This window comes from Paenibacillus sp. (genome assembly GCF_035645235.1).
Lineage (GTDB): Bacteria > Bacillota > Bacilli > Paenibacillales > YIM-B00363 > Paenibacillus_AE.
Genome location: NZ_DASQMZ010000106.1, coordinates 1 through 17,263 on the forward strand (window position 1 = coordinate 1; position 17,263 = coordinate 17,263).

Genomic DNA, 17,263 nt, shown 5'->3' on the forward strand with positions numbered 1-17,263 from the left:
ACGCCTATCCCTCCTTCTTCAAGTAAAAGAAGGGCGGAGCGGTTCGAGAACCTCTCCACCCTTCGTGTACACCTTACCGATTACTGATTTTGCTTCACCAGGTCTTCGACCGCTTTTTGCGCTTTCGCAAGCGCGTCTTCCGGCGACTGTTGACCTTGGATTGCGGCTTCGATTTCCGGGTTGAGCAACGTGCCGAAATCCGGAGCGGACACCGGTACCGGCGTCATGTGCGTGTACTCAAGGTTTTTCACCGTAAAGGCGTAAATCGGATCCTTCATCAATTCTTCGTCGGTGCCTACCTCTTTGTTTGCAACGTTGTCGAAGTTGTACATTGCCCAATACTTCTGAGCATCGTAATCCGTCATATACTTCAGGAACTCCCAGCTTGCTTCCGGGTTTTTCGCGCCTTTCGGAATTTCGATCGTGAAACCGCCGCCGATGCTGTGGTGGCCAGTGCCTTCTTTGAATTCCGGCATCGGCGCCACGCCGAAGTCGTCGCGGTTCGCCGCGAAGTCGCGGATTTGCGTCCAGAACGTGCCATTCTCGACCTTCATCGCCAGCTTGCCGGCGATAAGCGGTTCGTTCGTCTTGGAGCCGAACGTGCCGCGGAACGCTTCCACGTTTTCGCGACCGAGGCGCTCGTTCCAGGAAAGCAACCATTTCAAAGCTTCCAGCTTGTTCGGTTCATTGATGTTAACGGTTCCGTCCGGCTGTACCCATGCCCGGCCGCCGTCTGCGTTGATCATGAACATCTCATGGCCGCCGGCGAGAATCGGATGGTAACCGAGGCGCTCGATCTTGCCGTCCGGACCGATCTTGTCAAGCTTCTTCGCATATTCTTCGAGTTCCGCCCACGTCTTCGGCGGCTTCTCCGGATCGAGACCCGCTTCCGCGAACAACTTCTTGTTGTAGAACAAGAAGCGAGTGTCCGTGTTGAACGGAAGCGCGTATACGTCGCCGTTGTACTTCATCGCTTCGAAGAGGTACTCGTGGAAACGGCCGCTGATGTCGTCCTTCGCGAGGAACGGCGACAGGTTTTCCACCTGGTTCTTGTCGGCGCGCTGAGCGACCTTCGCGATTTCATGGATGATAGCGTCCGGCGGGTTGCCTGCCGCGATTTGCGCGAGCGCCTTCGTCCAACCTTCGCCGTACGGCAAGAATACGTATTTTACGTTGATCGCATCTTGAGAACCATTGAAATCAGAAACAATCTTTTCGATAATCGGGCGGCGGGTCGTAGAACCCCAGTGTGCCCAGAACTCCAAGTTTACTTTCTCTTTCGGCTTCTCTACAGCCGGTTGTTCGGCCGGCTTGTCGCCACCCGTCGCCGGCGTCTGCTCTGCTGGCTCCTGCGCGTCGTTGCCCCCGGCGCAAGCGGCCAACAAAGCCGACAAGCTGATGATCAATGCCAGAAGCAAGAACATCGATTTTCTTACATTCTTCATACTGCGGCACTCCCCCTAAATTATTATACAAACCTCAGAATCACTCAATAGCCAACACATTTAAGCGGTTTCATTGTTGTTTCTTGGCTACATCCCTTATTATCAACACAGACCCCACTGTTGTCAACAGGTTTTTTAGCGCTTTCACCAAAAATAACCCGTTGTTTCTTGTGGATTTGTTGGTTTGTGAGTTTGGTTTTATTAACACCCTCCATCCATGGTATAATTTCAAGCAACAATCCACATAACCCCTGAACAGGAGATCATCTTTACTATGTCCTCTCGTCCGAACATTATTCTTATTTCTACGGATCAGCAGCGATATGACAGTATCGCGGCGAACGGCAGCGACTTTATGCATACGCCGAACCTCGACCGGCTCGCGTCGGAGGGAACGACGTTCCGCCGCGCTTACTGCCCGAATACGGTATGCACCCCGTCCCGCGTCTCGATGATGACGGGCCTGCACCTGTCCCGCCATGGCTCGTACAACATCGGAACGGTCGCCTCCGACCCTTCTCTGTTCTTAAGCTCGCTCCTTCGAGAAAACGGTTACCGAACGCATCATGTCGGGAAGGCGCATTGGTTTCCTTGGGAATCCGATAGTCCGGAAACGAAAGACGCCTCCCGTTCGAGGACGCCGTTCGCCGACTTCGCCGGGTTTCATACCGCCGAGCTGTCTCGGGGGCACGGACCGTGGGCCGCGACGTCGGGACATTATGCCGCTTGGCTGGAATCGCAGGGCGTCGACCCGCACGACATTCGCGTCAATTTCCTGTTTAAAGGACAGGGCGATTATAATGGAACGGGCGATTCGCAGCTGCCGGAGCGGTATCATCAAGGCGCATGGGTTGCGGAACGAGCCGTTCACTGGATGAAGGAGCAGGCCGGCGATGCTCCGTTCTTCCTCAATCTCGGCTTTCAAGATCCGCACCATCCGCATATTTTGCCTTTCGACTTTCCGGACCGCGTCGATCCGGAATCGATTCCGATGCCGGATCTCGATACGGCTTCGGAGACGGGAACGCCGGAGCATGTGCCGCATTTCCGCGCCGGCACGCTGGTGGAGAGCAGGTTCAACGGCAAATTCGAAATGGCGGGCAACGGCAAATACGCCTGGGGGCCTTATTTCGCGAAGGACGATTTTCGGAAGCAGACGAGGGCTTACTATTATTCTATGGTTCAACTCATCGACCGGCAGGTCGGCCGCATTCTTGACGCGTTGGACGAGCTCGGTCTCGCGAACGAAACGTTCGTCGTCTTCACCTCGGATCATGGAGAGATGCTCGGCGATCACGGCATCGGTCAGAAGGGGCCCCTCGTCTACGAAGGCGTTACGAAGGTTCCGCTGCTTGCAAGGTACCCTGCCGGCTTCGGACCGCGTCCGCCGGTGGAAGCGTGCGCCTCCCTTGTCGACCTGGTCCCGACGTTCCTCGACGCCGCCGGCATCGTCGACCCCGTGCGGCGCGAAGGAATCAGCCTCATGCCGGCGCTGCGGGGGGAAGCCGAGCCGGAACGGCGGGGCGTCCGCATCGAATACAAAGAAGAACCGGATCGGATCCGGTTCAAATGTTGGGTGACCCCCGAGTGGAAACTTGCCGTCTATACGGGCGAACCGTTCGGCGAATTGTACGATTTGAAGAACGACCCCGGCGAGAAGCGGAATTTGTTCGCGGCGCCCGAGTTCGCATCGATCCGACAGGAACTGCTGCTGGAGCTGCTCGCCGATCTGGAGCGCGGCGAACCGGTCAATCCGCGCCCTTCTCGCGTGTGAAGACCGAGGGCGGCACGGCAAAAGCGGACGGGCATACCGCCCGTCCGCTTCATTTGCGTTTCGATCCTTTCATTTCCCCTTGAGCTTTTCCAAAATCGGCTTGTTCGGCAAGTAATGAAGCGACCTCACGTAACGGATGGTGCGAGTTTTCGCCCGCATAACGACCGATTGCGTCTCCGCGCGTTGGTCGGCGAAATACCGGACGCCGCCGAGAATTTCGCCCGGCGTCACCCCCGTCGCGGCGAAGATGACGTCCTCCGTCCCCACCATGTCGTCCATCGTCAGCACCTTGTAAGGATCCGATATCCCCATCTGCAGGCAGCGCTGGAACTCTTCCGCGTTCGCCGGCATAAGACGGCCCTGGAGCTCGCCGTCGAGGCATCGCAGCGCCGCCGCCGCGAGCACGCCCTCCGGCGCGCCGCCGGAGCCGACGTACAAATCAATGCCGGCATCCTCGAACGCCGGCGCGATCGCCCCGGCGACGTCGCCGTCGGATAAAAACTTGATCCGCACCCCGACCTTGCGCAGCGTCTTGATTTGCGCCTCGTGCCGGGCGCGGTCGAGAATCATGACCGTCAAATCCGAGATCGACTTGCCCAGCTCCTTCGCGGCGACGCGAAGCGTCTCCTCGAGCGGGCGTTCGATGCTCAGCTTCCCCTTGAGCTTCGGGCCGACGGCCAGCTTCTCCATGTACATATCCGGCGCATGCAATAACTGGCCCTTGTTCGCTACGGCGATAACGGATAGCGCGTTGTTGAGGCCTTTCGCCACGATTTCCGTGCCCTCCAGCGGATCGACCGCCACGTCCACCTCCGGCCCGTCCTGATTGCCGACCGCCTCGCCGATGTACAGCATCGGCGCCTCGTCCATCTCCCCTTCGCCGATGACGACCGTCCCCCGAATCGATACCGAATCGAACATCGCGCGCATCGCCTCGGTCGCCGCGCCGTCGGCGCTGTCCTTGTCGCCCCTGCCCATCCACGGCGCGGACGCGAGCGCGGCCAGCTCCGTAACCCTGACGATCTCTAACGCCAGTTCTCTCTCCATACTTACCGAATCCCCCTTTATATCAGCAGCGAACGTCCTGGATCGTCCCGGATGCTTCTCTCATTGTACTACAAGCGATTCGCTCGGAGCACCCGCATCGCCCAAAAAAAGAAGAACCGTCCCGTAGGACGGCTCCCGCCGCGCGCGAAATGTTAAAACCACTCGAACTCGATCGCGTCGAGGAACGCGCGAGCCAGCGCCATATGCCCCGTCATATTCGGATGCACCCGATCCCACGCGAGCGTCGCCGGGTAGATGTGCGCCGTGAGCGCGTCGAACGCGGCCTGCGTATCGACGAAGCGCGCCTCGTGCTTCTCGGCGAGCCGCTTGACGACGGCGCCGTACCGATCCATCGCCTGGCGCATCGCGTCGTCCCGGTTCGGTTCGATATAAAACGGGGTCATCAAGACGATGCCTTGTACGGCCGGCTTCGTCCGGGCGACGAGCTCGTCGAGGGTCGATTCGTACTCGTCGATATACACATGCGACGACGGAATCGTCGGTTGGTCGAACTGCCGCCAGACGTCGTTAATGCCGATCATGATCGAAACCCAGTCCGGCTTCAGCTCGAGCACGTCCGTCTCCCATCGCGCCTTCAAGTCCCTGACCGTGTTCCCGCTCGTGCCCATGTTCACGATGCGCGCCCGAAGCTCCGGGTACCGCGTGTGGACGAGCGCATCGACCGCGGCGGCGTACCCTTTGCCGGTGCCGCCGAACAACCCTTCGCCGTACGGCCGCTTCCGTTCGCAATCCGTAATGGAATCCCCGATCATGACCAGCGTCTGCCCTTGCTTTAGCAGCATGTCCGTCCCCCCCAAGTAAGATCTTCCCCCATCTTACCGGAAAGCACTTCCACCGTCGATAGCCGTTTTCGACGCTAGCCGCCTACTTGCTTGCTCGCTTATATTTCCTACCTTGCCGCCCCCGCCGCCTCCGGTACGCGGCCTTGGAAGCGCGCGAACAGCTCCTCGGCGCGAAGCGACGCCGTCCCTTCGACGATCCAATCCGCGCCGCGCATCCGCTCCGGCGTGCCGACGCCGACCGCGAACATGCCGGCCGCCTTGATCGCGGCGACGCCGGCTTCTGCGTCCTCGACGCCCGCGCAATTGCGGTACGGCACGCCGAGCGCTTCCGCGGCCGCCATGAAGATTTCGGGATCCGGCTTGCCTTTCGCGATCCGCCCGACGTCGACGATCGCGTCGAAATACGCGCCGATGCCGAGCCGTTCGACGACGAGCGGCGCGTTGCGGCTCGCGGATGCGATGGCGGTCTTCAGCCCGGCCGCCTTGATTTCGGTCAAGAACGACTCGATGCCGGGCAGCAGCGCCTCAGGGGTGAGCCGTTCGATCCGTTCGACGTACAGCCTGTTTTTCCGTGCGGCAAGCGCGGCGCGTTCGTCAGCCGAGTAAGGGCGGCTCGCCCGCTCGAGCACGATGTCGAGCGACGTCATCCGATCGACGCCCTTCAGCCGCTCGTTCACCGACGGATCGACGTCGATGCCTTCCTCGTCCGCGACCGCCTTCCAGCATTCGTAGTGGAACGAAGCCGTATCGACCAACACCCCGTCCAGATCGAAAATCACCGCTTCGAGCTTGCGCCCCGTCGATACGCGCACGGGCGCGCCGGGCGAGAGGCGAAGCTCGCCGCGCTCGTGAAGCACCGTCAACGCCTCGCCCTCGAGGAGCGAATAGGTCGTCTCGTCCTTCGCGACGCGCACCCGAATCCGCCTCCCTTGGAATACGACATGGAACGTATACGAAGTCCACGCGGCCGGGAGGGAAGGCGCGAAGCGAAGCCGGCCGCCCTCCTCGCGGAAGCCGCCGAAGCCGCAGGCGAGCGCCAGCCACGTCCCGGCCATCGCCGCCGTATGCAGGCCGTCCTTCACGTTGCCGTTCACGTCGTCGAGATCCATCCGCGCCGTGCGCAGGAAATAGTCGTACGCCTTGTCCCCGTACCCGACCTCGGACGCGACGATGCTGTAGATGCACGGCGACAACGAAGAATCGTGCGTCGTCAGCCGCTCGTAAAAATCGAAATCGCGCCGTTTCTGCGCGAGCGCGAAGCGATCGCTTTGCAGGAAGGCGGCGAGCACCACATCCGCTTGCTTAAGCACCTGATGACGGTAAATGACGAGCGGGTGATAGTGCAGCAGCAATGGGTACTTGTCTTCGGGCGTCCCCTCGAAGTCCCATTCCGCTCGGTCGAGGAACGCGTCGTCCTGCAGCGTGATGCCCCGTTCCGCGTCGTAAGGCACGTACATTCGCTCCGCGGCGCGGCGCCAGGCGTCGACCTCCGCATCTTCCAGCCCGATCCGCTGCGCCACGTCGCGATACGCGTCGAGCGCCGCAGCCCGCAGCCGCTCCGCCGTCTCCGCGGCGAACGCCAGATGGTCCTTCGCCATCACATTCGTGAACGCGTTGTTGTTGACGAGGGCCGTGTATTCGTCCGGTCCGGTGACGCCGTTGATGCAGAACCCCTTGCCCGGAATATAAACGCCCAGGTCGGCCCAAAGCCGGGCCGTCTCGAATAAGAGCTCCGCGCCCTTCTCCCGCAGGAACGCCTCGTCCCCCGTCGCCGCCATATACTTCTTCAGCGCGTACGCGATATCCGCATTGATATGATACTGCGCGGTGCCCGCCGGGAAATACGCGGACGTCTCCTCCCCGCCGATCGTCCGCCACGCGAACAGCGCGCCCCGATGCGACAGCTCGCGCGCCCGCGCCCGCGCCTTGTCGAGGATCGAATACCGATACGCGAGCAGCTGCTTCGCGATATCCGGCTTCGTATACAGGAAGAACGGGAGGATATACGTCTCGGTATCCCAAAAGTAATGGCCTTCGTACCCTTCCCCGGTGAGGCCCTTCGCGCCGATATTCGTCTGTCCGTCGCGGCCGACGGACTGCAGCAGCTGGAACGCGTTATATCGAAGCGCTTGCTGCAGCGCCGGATCGCCTTCGACCGTCGCGTCGGCGCCCTTCCAGTATTCCTCGAGGAACGCCGCTTGCTCGCGCAGCAACGTATCGAAGCCGTCCGCCTTGGCGCCGGCGACGTCGCGCTCCGCGGCATGCCGCAGCGACAAGGCGAGCGCGTCCGACGGGTCGTCCTTCGACGTATGGTAAGCGATATATTTCGTCAGCGTGCACGGCACGCCCTTGTGCGACGCGAAGGCGAAGCGAATGCGCGCGCCGTCGTCCGTCTCGTTCGCATGGATCGAGGCCGGCTCCTCGGCGTCGATCGCATGCTCGGCGGCGCAAACCAACGTGAACCGCGAGTTGCGCGTCTCCTGCCGCAGCAGCGCCAGCGTCCCCACCGCCGCGCGATCCTTCGTCCGCAGCGCCCGCTCGGTCAACGCCGAGCCGAGGCGCGGATCGCCCGCGGACACTTGATTGCGCACGTCGCCGTCGATCGTCGACGCGAACCCGACATGGCCGTGGGCGTCCACCGTCGTCACCTGATAGCGGATCGCCGCGACATGGCGGCGGGTGAGGCTGACCAGTCGTTCGATCCGAACGTCGACCCGCCGGCCCTGCGCCGTCTCGAGCGTCATCTCGCGGGTCAGCACCCCGCGCCGGAAATCGAGCTCCCGCCGGTACGCCAGCACCTTGCAGGAAAACAGATCGACGCGTTCGTTGTCGATATGCAGCTCGATGCCGCGCGCGTCGGCGACGTTCAGCATCGTCTGGCCGACGCGCGCGTAGCCGTAGGCATCCTCCTGGTAGCGAATCGGCTCCGTCTCGTAAAACGCGTTAATATACGTGCCCCGCACCGAGCTCCCGGACCGGCCCCGATAGCCCTCCTCCAGATTGCCCCGCATGCCGATGTACCCGTTGCCGAGGCTGAACATCGTCTCGTCCCGCAGGTTCGACGCTTCGTCCCAACGGTCTTCTACGAGCTTCCATTCGTCGAAAGCGTACAACGCATGCACGCCCGGACCGTCCGCCTGCCGCGAATTCGTTCGTGTGCCACCCATCGCTTCATGTCCCCTTTGCATCGCTTCTGCTTCTTGCTAGCATGCAACAACAGGGGACTTCCCATGCGTTTCCTTGTTCGCGCCGCGTCCTCCCGCATTAGAAAAAGGCCCGCCGCAGCGAGCCTTCTTCCTCCCGATTCAAACATCCGCCGCGCACCGAAACCCGGCGTTGCCGGTCGAGCTGTCCGGCGTATTGGAGCTGCGGGCGGCGACGCGGTACCGGTTGCAGTACGACTTGTGGCACAAGTACGAGCCGCCCCGCATGACCCGGCTCGTCCCGTTCGGCGGGCCCTTCGGATTTTGCCGTTCCGCCTCGCGATGGTGCGTCGGATGGAACCAATCCGCGCACCATTCCCACACGTTGCCCGAGACGTTGTACAGACCGAAGCCGTTCGGCTCGAACGCGTCGACGGGGCATGTCCCGATATAGCCGTCGGAGGCGTTGTTTTTCTCGGGAAATTTGCCTTGGAAAATGTTACATCGATGCTTGCCGTCCGGCTTCAGCAAATCCCCCCACGGGTAGCGCTTGCCGACGAGGCCGCCCCGCGCCGCGTACTCCCACTCCGCCTCCGTCGGGAGCCGCTTGCCCGCCCAGCGGCAATACGCCTCCGCGTCGTTCCAGCTGACATGCACGACCGGGTGGTTTTCCCGGCCTTCGACCGACGTGCCCGGGCCCTCCGGCTGCGCCCAATAAGCGCCCTGCACCGCGTACCACCACGGCGTCTGCTGCGGCACCTGCGTAACGGTCTTCGCGATCTCCTCCGGGACGAGCAGATGAAAGACGTACGACCATCCGAACGTCTCCGCCTCGGTCCGATAACCCGTATCCGCGACGAACGCCGCGAACCGCTCGTTCGTTACGGCGTACGGATCGATATAAAACGGATCGACGCTGACCTCGCGAATCGGCCCTTCGCCGTCGGCGGGGAAGCCTTCCTCGTCTTCGGTGCCCATCAAGAAGACGCCGCCCTCGAGCCGGATCATCCCGTCCTTGCTCGACGCTGCGGCCGAGCGCGAGACTTCCCGCTCCGTCGGCGCCGCGCCGCCCGCGCGCGCCGGAGCGCAGCAGGACTTTATCATCTCGTTTTCATTCATCGGTCGACGCTCCTCGCTAGCTGTATAATGCGGTGCCGGCCAAGCCGGACAATAAAATGACGACGACAGGATGCGCTTTGAACTTAATAAGCGCGACGAGGGAGGCCGCGAAAATCGCGATCAAGCTTACCGTATGCCAATCGAACGAGCCGACGCTCGTCGGGAGTACCCCGTTGCCGATCGCGAACGAAATCGCCGCATAGAAGATCAGCCCGGTAATGATCGGGCGCAGCCCGTAGAAGCCTCGTTTCACCAACTCGCTGTTTTTCACTTTATAGAAGAACGACGCGACGATCAAGATAATCCCGAGCGAGGGAAGCACCATGCCGAGCGTCGCCGCGAACGCCCCAGGAACGCCCGCCAACTTGTACCCGACGAAGATGGCCGAGTTCGTGGCGATCGGCCCCGGCGACATGCCCGCGACGGCGATAACGTCCGTGAAGGCGGGCAGCGTCATCCATTGATGGCCGTGCACGACCTCGCGTTCGATGATCGGAATCATCGAATACCCCCCGCCGAACGAGACGGCGCCGATCATGAGGAACGTTACGAACAATTGAAGCAGCAGGCCGGTCGTATCCATTCTAGATGCCATCTCCCATCATATAACCCCACTCGCGCTCCTCGGACCCGGGCTCCAGCTTCGTCTGCAATCCGAGCCGGCCCCGGAGCGCAACGAGGACGGCGCCTACGAAGAAGCCGCTCACGACGACGACGACCGGATGCACATGCGACAAAAACAACACGGCCACGGTGGCCACGACGACGCCGAGCGTCGTCTTGTCGAGCACGGCCGTCTTGCCGATTTTATACCCCGCGTAACAAATCAGCGCGACGATCGCCGCGCGGATCCCCTGGAACGCCGCTTCGACCTTCGGATGATCGTGCACCTGCAGGAAGAATATCGAGAGCAGGAGGACGATGAGGAACGTCGGAAGCAACACGCCGACCATCGCCGCGATCGCGCCGGGCACTCCGGCGAGGCGGTAGCCGATGAAGGTGGCCGAGTTGATCGCGATGGCGCCCGGAACCGATTCCGCGACCGCGAAGACGTCGGTCACGTCCTTCGTCTCCAGCCACTTCCGCCGTTCGACCACTTCCTTCTCGATGAGCGGAATCATCGCGTAGCCGCCGCCGAAGGTGACCGGGCCGATTTTCAAGAAACAAAGGAATATCGCCGGAATCTTGCTCCAGCGGCTCAACCCGATACTCGCACGAATCACGCTTTTCTCCCCCTCGCTGTATTGTAACCGTACTTGCTTCTTCCCCCATTATACCTTAGTTTTTTCTATTTTGGCATAAACTTTTGCTGATTTTCCGTATTATTTTTATATCGAAGCTATAAACCCAGCTTATAAAGCCTTCATTTATCCATTTTGATATAAAGTCGAGCGCCCAACTCGGAATTATAGAGAAAAAAACCGACTACCTGCGCAGCCGGCGGTCGGCGAGCAAGTAATCGGCATCGGTATCGACGATATAGACGGAGCTTTTGCAGCACGGGAAGACGAGCAGCTTCTTCTTGCCCTCTCGAATTTCTTTCAATTCCTTCTTGCGGATCGGCAGGATGACGTTCGCCGCCCGGCAGAACGGGCATTCCGTCACGTGTACGTCATCGCCGAAGACGTCATACGGCCATGTATGGGAAAAGGGGATCATCGTCGTTCCTTTCGTACGCGGGAATATGTCGTGTAGTATAGACGATTCCGCCCTATGTTACAATGGAACCGAATCCATAGAACGGAAGGTGACCCCCATCATGCCGGACTGGTCCTATCAGCCGATCTTTCGCCCGCTCCTCTTCCGGCTTGCCCCGGCGCGCGCCAGACGATGGACGCTGAAAGCAATCGGCGCCGTCGCTCGCGCGCCGGGCGGCGCGTTCGTCATTCGTACGCTCGGCCATCTCGAGACGCCGGAAGAGAGCGCGCTGGAGCGCTGGGGCCTCCGGTTCGACTGTCCGATCGGCCTCGGCGGGGAAGTCGATCCGCACGGAGAAGCCCAGCGCGCGCTCGCGCAATTCGGCTTCGGCTACCTCGAGGTCGGGCCGATTTCGGAGCGAGCGACGCCTCCGACGCGTCTTGCGCGGGACGACGAAGCATGGGTCGTTGCCTACGGCGACCGGCAGGCGAACGACGGCGTCGAGGCGATCGAACGGCGTTTACGGCGCGAAGGGGATCTCGGCAAACCCCGTTTCCTAAGGCTGCGCCATGACGACGGCGCTTCTCCGGAAGCGGCGGCGGCGCAATACGCGCGCTTGGCCGCCCGTCTCGCCCCGCACGCCGCGGCCTTCACGCTCGACGCCTACGAACCGGACGAGGAGCGCTTCGACCGGCTTGTCCGTGCGGCGGACGCCGTACGGTCCGCCTGCCCCGAGAAGCCGCTCCTGCTTTACGTGCCCCCGGACGCCGCGGACGCGGACGGCGAGGCGTTGGCTCGGGAAGCGGTTCGACGGTGGGACGGCCTCGTTCTCGGCAGCGCGGTCGGCGATCCGGCGAGCGGCTGGCGGAGCGGCGCCCCCGCGAAGGCGGCGACGCGCCGCGCCGTCGCCGCCTTCCGGGAACGGCTTCCCGCCGCGTTCCCGATCGTCGCCGCCGGCGGCGTCATGGAACCGGCGGACGCCGTCGCCTTGCGGCGCGCCGGGGCGGACTTGATCGAGCTCAACGCAGGGCTCGTCTTCGCGGGGCCGGGTTTGGCCAAGCGGTCGAACGAAGCGCTGACGTACGAAGCGATCCGCTGCAAGCCCGCCCCGCGTCCGCCGACTTACTGGGCGCAATGGGGCTGGTTGCATCTGCTCGGTCTCGCGATGATCGCCGGCGGACTCATCGCCTGGTTCATCGCCGCCACCACCGTCGTTCTTCCCTACGACGAGCGATTCCTCGGGACGGACCGGGAAGCGATCCGCGAAGCGAACGAGCGGCTGCTGCCGTTTATGTCCCACGACCGCGTCACGCTCGCAGGCACGATGATCTCGATCGGCATCCTCTATGCGTACCTTGCGCGGCACGGCTTGCGACGGCGACTCCATTGGGCGCGGACGGCGGCTTTGACGTCAGGCACCGCCGGGTTCTCCGGCTTCTTCCTGTATCTCGGGTACGGCTATTTCGACCCGCTGCACGCGACGGTTTCCGCGGCGTTGCTCCCGATGTTCGTGCTCGCGATGCGCGACGGAAAGGACGAACCGTCCCGCATGCAGCCGAATTTGTATAACGACCGCCGCTGGCGGCTCGCCTTGTTCGGTCAACTGGCCTTCGTTTGCGTCGGCGTCGGCCTGGCGGCCGGCGGCCTCGCCATCGCGGGCGTCGGGGTGACGCAAGTGTTCGTGCCTTCGGATTTGGCGTTCCTCGATACGCGCGCCGAACACCTTCACGCGGTCAATCCCCGGTTGCTGCCGCTCATCGCCCACGACCGCGCGGGCTTCGGCGGCGCGCTCCTCGCCGACGCGCTTGCCGTATTGATTACCGCATTGTGGGGCATCGGCCAAGGCGAGCGGTGGATCTGGCGCATGCTGCTGCTCGCGGGCATCCCCGGGTTCGCCGCGGGCCTCGGCGTTCATGCGGCCATCGGGTACGTCGACGTTCTGCATCTGCTGCCGGTGTACCTCGTTCTTGCGTTATATGTCATCGGACTTATTTGCTTATACCCGTACTTGCACGCTCGACCGTCGGAAGCTGCCGCTACGCCGACCGATGCGCGGGGATCGTGACGGTCACGACCGTGCCCCGCCCCGGCTGGCTCTGAATGCGGAGCCGGCCGTTCATCGAGTGCACGAAGTGGTAGCAGTACATTAACCCTGTGCCCGTGCCGCTGCTGCGCGTATTGTATTTCGGCATGCCGAGCTGCTCGAGCTGCTCCTCCGTCATGCCGATGCCGTTGTCGCCGACGACGATCGCAAGTTCCTTGCCCCTCCAGTACGACGAGACGGTCAGCTTGCCGCCCCGATGCAGCGCGTTCACGCCGTTGCGCAGCAAGTGCAGCAAGCACAGTCGCAGCTGCGGCTCGTTGCAATGCAGCATCGCGTCTTCGGACACGGCGTTGACGAGATCGATCCGCTTCTGCTCGATCGCCGGCCAGATTTCCTCCAGCGCGGCATCGATGCAGCTCGCCAGCGCGACGTCCTCCTTCTCGGCGTCTTGCAGCGTAGTAATCGTTAAGTACGTATGGATGACCTTCTCCGCTTCGTTAAGCTCCTGCATCGCGGTATTGAGATAATACAAAATTTGCTCGGACGGATTTTGACGCTTCATCAGCTGAAGGAAGCCGTGCACCGTGGTCAGCGGGTTCCGCAGTTCGTGCGCGATAATGACGGCGAGCGAGCTGTTCGCGGTCAGCTTCTCCATTCGAACCGTCTCCGTCCGCGCCGAGGCGAACTCGCGGAGCCGCTCCGAGAAGACGAGCACGAGCAGAAACAACGCCGTCTGAACGACGGTAAACGTGAGCGCACGGTCCCATGGGATGAAAAATCCGTGCGCTTCGTAACCCCAGTACTGCAAAGCCGCGAGCGCCAGCGACAAGGCCGCGCCGAGTCCGAGCTTGCTCGACCAGCCCGACGCGAAAAACATCGGCCTGGCCCCGGCGGCGGCGGCGGCGCCCGCGAGGCTGACGGCCAAGGTCATCAAAGTGCCTTGGTCGGACACGAAGTGGCGCACCGCGGCCGCCAAGAGCGCCAGCGCCGCGCCGACGGGGAATCCGCCGTATAACGAGCCCGCCAAAAGCGGAATGAATTTGAGGTCGTATTCGTACCCGGGGATGAACGCGAAAGGAAACACCATACAGCCGATGAGCGGCAGTCCCATGCCGAGCATGATCGGTAACGCTCCCAGCCGATGGAACGGCAGCCGTTGGGAGAAGGTTTGGAGCAATAGGAACGGAACCGTGATGAACAAAATATTCAACAAAATGTAGGCGAGATTGCTCATGCTCCCTTCATCCCATCATCCATTCTCCATGACGCTTCGGCGTAGAATTTGCCCCATTATACCATTAAATGCCAATCGATTGATAGAATAAAAGGCCTGTTCCGATAGGAACAAGGCCTTATTTTCGATAAAAAATTACGTTTTCGGGAACAAATCGAGCCTTCCGGACTCTTCTAACCACAGGACGCTTGTCACGCCGCGGGGATAATATTTGCTGCCGGTGATCCGCCCCGCGACGATCTGGTCGCTCCAGCTCCAGAACGACAGTTCGGGATGCGTCAGCCACGCGACGTGGGCCGCGTCCGCCGCGGCGCCTTTGTCGTCCCAGTCGAGGCCGAGCAGGCGCCGGGCGATGAATTGGCACAAATAAATTTTGCTCAGCCACGAGTTGTCACTCGTCGACGAGAGCTTCCACCCGCCGTCTTCGAACAAGCAAACGCCCGGTTTCAGCACGGTTTCCAAATGCCGCTTGAGCGCGGCGATATAGACGCCGTACGTTCCGTTCGGATCGAGCGCTTCCGAGCAGCCGGCCGCATACGGGAAGACGAGCCCTTCGATCGCCGGGATAATCCGGGAATCGTTGCCGCCCTCGAGCACCGCCGGAATATAGCCTTCCGGCTTCAGGTGCGCCGCGAGCGTCGCGGCGCACCGCTTCGCTTGCTCCGCGGCGAGCGCCGCCTCCGCCTCCCGGCCGCGCCCGAGGAACAGCCGCTCGAGGGCGATATAGACGGCCCAGCATTTTCCGGCTAAATAAATATTGTTTCGCGCTTGCCCGAGCGACGCGTCGAGGCTGTCGTACGTCGTAATTTCGGAACCGCCTCTCACCCGATCGCTGTCGAGGCCCATCAGGCCGTTCCGCTCGGCCGGGTTCGGATGGTCCCGGTTCAACATGCTCTCCAACACGTCCGCGAAGACGTTCAGACGCCGCTCGATCCACGCTTCGTCCTTCGTCGCGTTCGCGTACACGCAGGCGCACAGCGCCCAATTGACGAGCTGCTCGTGCGTCATATGCGAGAAGCAGTCGTGCAGCCCGTACATCTCGTAGGAGGAGTACCCCGGACGCGACATGACGTTCGCGACGCCCATGTCGTGCGTGAAGGACAAGCCGCCCGGATGCAGCGTCTCCTCCCCGGGGAAGCGGACCCGGTCTCGGTAGGAGTACCGGTCGACGAACAGATCCAACGCGTTCTTTACGACCCATGGATTCATGTGCAATTCGAAGAAGAGGTGGTCGACCGTCAAGTCGAACGTATTCATCATCCGGTATTCGCCTTCGTTCACGATCCACATCGGTTCGCCGCCCTCGCGCGCCATGAGCTGCGTGCTGCCGAAGTAGCTGCGGACCGAATGATAGAGCATGAATCGCTGGTCTTCGCTTAGATGCGACGTCGGCCAGCGTCGTTCGGCCGCCGCGCAGGCGCTCAGGATGTCGTCGAACCGCTCGAGCGCGAACGCCGCGACCGCTTCGAGCGACGGGAACAGCCGCGTGTAATAATAGGACGAATCGATTCCCGTCGTGACGAGTCCGCCGCGGTAAAAACATACCGCGAATCGGTGCGTCCGCTTCTCTCCGGCCGGCGTATCCGTCAGCACGACGCCGACCCCGCCGAGGCCGAACGTCCAATTTTCTTCCAGCTTCGTCGTAAGGATGCGCTCCAGCGTAAATCCGAGCGCGGACCGCGCCGCGCCGGACGCTTGGGTCGCGATGCCGGCGATACGCCCTTGTCCGACGCCCGCGAGGCGCCCTTCGCTCGTCTCCTCCAGCCGCCGCATGCCTTGGTAGGGGTCGTCGCCTTGATAGCCGAAGAATGCCCGGCGCGGCGCGCCCCCCTTCGTGTTGTCGACCGTGAGCTCGACGAGCACCGCCGGCACGAGCGCGAGACGAAGCGCGTCCTCGCTCGCTTCGGCCGGATCCGGCACGGATCCGACCTGCGAATAGATCCGGAACGTTAGATCGCCGGCCGACCACGTATCCGTCGTGAGGCCGAACGTCCGCGACACCTCGGACCGCTCCCATGCGACGACCGCGCCTTCGCCGACCGGCTGCGCCGCCTCCGCCGCCCCGATGCCGCCGACGGCGTACCGCTTGCTTTCGTCGGCGACCTCCTCGAAGAACGGCAGCGCGTCGTAGGCGCCGCTGCCGTCCGCGCGCTCGAGCCCGACGAACACCTTCTGACCCGGCGGTCGGCCTCGCTCCAAGTCAAGACCTCCGTTGGCGCCCGGATAGCCGAGCGTAAAGCTCGCGAACGCTCCGATCGGCGCGTGATGCGCGTTAAACCACATATTTTTCCCCATCTGCTCCGTCCTCCCGCGAATGTAGATTGCTACTATCGTAGCGCTTTCAACTGGTACCCGGGAGGGACGGATGCGCACCAAACTTGGACAAATGAAAACCCGCGCTTCGTGCGGTATAATATTGTGATTAAGAACGCTTGCGAGGTGATCGGCGTGGAAGACCGCACAGGCCGGCTGCAGCTGGCGGGCACGACCGAACTGCATACGCTGCCCGACGTTCGGACGACGTTCCAGTTGTTCGCCGCTCATTTGCGCCGCGTCGACGCGCCTTGGGCGTATCCTGCGCACGCCCACGCGATGTTCGAGCTGAACGTCGTCACGCTGGGCGCGCAGCGCTTTACGATCGAATCGCGCGTCTACGAGCAGCGGCCCGGCGACATCGTCATCGTCCGTCCCGGGGAGCGCCATGCGGCGACGACGCCGGACGGCGGCGCGATGGCATATTTTTGTCTGCATTTCCAGGCGGACGACCCGACGCTGCGCCGGCTGCTGCTATCGCTGGACCGCGGCTTGTACGCCCGCGGCTCCGCGCTGGAGCGGCGCATCGGGCCTTCCGTCGCGAGGCTGATCGAGCTTGCGACGGAAGGCGGCGACGGGACGGAAACCGCCGTGCGCATGCGCGCGTTGTCCGCCGTATACGCACTGCTGGCTGCCCTCTTCGAAGGCGGGCCGCCGGCGCGCGAAGCGGGCGATGCCGTCGGCGGCGCGAGCGAGCCGTCCG

At 62.5% G+C, this 17,263-nt stretch carries 13 protein-coding genes; 3 read left to right on the plus strand and 10 right to left on the minus strand.

All coding sequences use genetic code 11. The features are described 5' to 3' along the window. Positions 1-80: 80 nt before the first annotated feature. The gene (locus VEZ38_RS09835; RefSeq protein ID WP_324893181.1) at positions 81-1,445 is read right to left on the minus strand and encodes an ABC transporter substrate-binding protein; all 1,365 of its coding nucleotides are present in this window, start codon (positions 1,443-1,445) and stop codon (positions 81-83) included. A gap of 274 nt (positions 1,446-1,719) precedes the next feature. Between VEZ38_RS09835 and VEZ38_RS09840 the strand changes: the two genes are divergently transcribed. Beyond that, entirely contained in the window at positions 1,720-3,219 is a 1,500-nt protein-coding gene (locus tag VEZ38_RS09840) for a sulfatase family protein (protein ID WP_324893182.1), read from the plus strand. Positions 3,220-3,288: 69 nt separating this feature from the next. On the opposite strand, the gene glpX is transcribed toward VEZ38_RS09840, so the two are convergent. The 7 genes from glpX to VEZ38_RS09875 all read right to left on the minus strand — a co-directional run bounded on the left by glpX (position 3,289) and on the right by VEZ38_RS09875 (position 10,990). Next, on the minus strand, positions 3,289-4,266 hold the full coding sequence (gene glpX, locus VEZ38_RS09845) for a class II fructose-bisphosphatase (RefSeq protein ID WP_324893183.1): 978 nt from the start codon (positions 4,264-4,266) through the stop codon (positions 3,289-3,291). A 152-nt stretch (positions 4,267-4,418) separates the two neighbouring features. Then, entirely contained in the window at positions 4,419-5,069 is a 651-nt protein-coding gene (locus VEZ38_RS09850; RefSeq protein ID WP_324893184.1) for an SGNH/GDSL hydrolase family protein, read from the minus strand. A gap of 107 nt (positions 5,070-5,176) precedes the next feature. Further along, positions 5,177-8,236, minus strand: a complete 3,060-nt coding sequence (pgmB, locus tag VEZ38_RS09855) for a beta-phosphoglucomutase (protein WP_324893185.1) — start codon at positions 8,234-8,236, stop codon at positions 5,177-5,179. 138 nt (positions 8,237-8,374) lie between these two features. Next, a complete protein-coding gene (locus VEZ38_RS09860) occupies positions 8,375-9,331 on the minus strand; it encodes a formylglycine-generating enzyme family protein (protein WP_324893186.1) in 957 nt (318 codons plus the stop codon). Between the two features lie 16 nt (positions 9,332-9,347). Then, the gene (locus VEZ38_RS09865; RefSeq protein ID WP_324893187.1) at positions 9,348-9,914 is read right to left on the minus strand and encodes a chromate transporter; all 567 of its coding nucleotides are present in this window, start codon (positions 9,912-9,914) and stop codon (positions 9,348-9,350) included. A 1-nt stretch (position 9,915) separates the two neighbouring features. After that, positions 9,916-10,554: a chromate transporter gene (locus VEZ38_RS09870; protein WP_324893188.1), complete on the minus strand. Its 639-nt coding sequence runs from the start codon at positions 10,552-10,554 to the stop codon at positions 9,916-9,918. A 202-nt stretch (positions 10,555-10,756) separates the two neighbouring features. Beyond that, a complete protein-coding gene (locus VEZ38_RS09875; protein ID WP_324893189.1) occupies positions 10,757-10,990 on the minus strand; it encodes a hypothetical protein in 234 nt (77 codons plus the stop codon). 100 nt (positions 10,991-11,090) lie between these two features. Between VEZ38_RS09875 and VEZ38_RS09880 the strand changes: the two genes are divergently transcribed. Beyond that, positions 11,091-13,034: a hypothetical protein gene (locus VEZ38_RS09880; RefSeq protein WP_324893190.1), complete on the plus strand. Its 1,944-nt coding sequence runs from the start codon at positions 11,091-11,093 to the stop codon at positions 13,032-13,034. Here VEZ38_RS09880 and VEZ38_RS09885 read toward each other — a convergent pair. Continuing rightward, positions 13,006-14,247 (minus strand): HAMP domain-containing sensor histidine kinase, encoded by a 1,242-nt coding sequence (locus VEZ38_RS09885; protein WP_324893191.1) that lies wholly within the window; start codon positions 14,245-14,247, stop codon positions 13,006-13,008. The two genes, VEZ38_RS09880 and VEZ38_RS09885, sit on opposite strands and share 29 nt — an antisense overlap. Positions 14,248-14,382: 135 nt before the next feature. After that, positions 14,383-16,542, minus strand: a complete 2,160-nt coding sequence (locus VEZ38_RS09890) for a glycoside hydrolase family 52 protein (protein WP_324893192.1) — start codon at positions 16,540-16,542, stop codon at positions 14,383-14,385. Between the two features lie 153 nt (positions 16,543-16,695). Between VEZ38_RS09890 and VEZ38_RS09895 the strand changes: the two genes are divergently transcribed. Further along, positions 16,696-17,263: AraC family ligand binding domain-containing protein (locus VEZ38_RS09895; RefSeq protein WP_324893193.1), on the plus strand; the 568-nt coding region annotated here is incomplete at its 3' end.

Excerpts from the sequence above, each read along its gene's own strand:
- pgmB (WP_324893185.1), bottom strand. The coding sequence starts at position 8,236 with ATGGGTGGCACACGAACGAATTCGCGGCAGGCGGACGGTCCGGGCGTG.
- VEZ38_RS09875 (WP_324893189.1), bottom strand. The coding sequence starts at position 10,990 with ATGATCCCCTTTTCCCATACATGGCCGTATGACGTCTTCGGCGATGAC.
- VEZ38_RS09860 (WP_324893186.1), bottom strand. The coding sequence starts at position 9,331 with ATGAATGAAAACGAGATGATAAAGTCCTGCTGCGCTCCGGCGCGCGCG.
- VEZ38_RS09885 (WP_324893191.1), bottom strand. The coding sequence starts at position 14,247 with ATGAGCAATCTCGCCTACATTTTGTTGAATATTTTGTTCATCACGGTT.
- VEZ38_RS09835 (WP_324893181.1), bottom strand. The coding sequence starts at position 1,445 with ATGAAGAATGTAAGAAAATCGATGTTCTTGCTTCTGGCATTGATCATC.
- VEZ38_RS09890 (WP_324893192.1), bottom strand. The coding sequence starts at position 16,542 with ATGGGGAAAAATATGTGGTTTAACGCGCATCACGCGCCGATCGGAGCG.
- VEZ38_RS09850 (WP_324893184.1), bottom strand. The coding sequence starts at position 5,069 with ATGCTGCTAAAGCAAGGGCAGACGCTGGTCATGATCGGGGATTCCATT.
- glpX (WP_324893183.1), bottom strand. The coding sequence starts at position 4,266 with ATGGAGAGAGAACTGGCGTTAGAGATCGTCAGGGTTACGGAGCTGGCC.
- VEZ38_RS09840 (WP_324893182.1), top strand. The coding sequence starts at position 1,720 with ATGTCCTCTCGTCCGAACATTATTCTTATTTCTACGGATCAGCAGCGA.
- VEZ38_RS09880 (WP_324893190.1), top strand. The coding sequence starts at position 11,091 with ATGCCGGACTGGTCCTATCAGCCGATCTTTCGCCCGCTCCTCTTCCGG.
- VEZ38_RS09865 (WP_324893187.1), bottom strand. The coding sequence starts at position 9,914 with ATGGATACGACCGGCCTGCTGCTTCAATTGTTCGTAACGTTCCTCATG.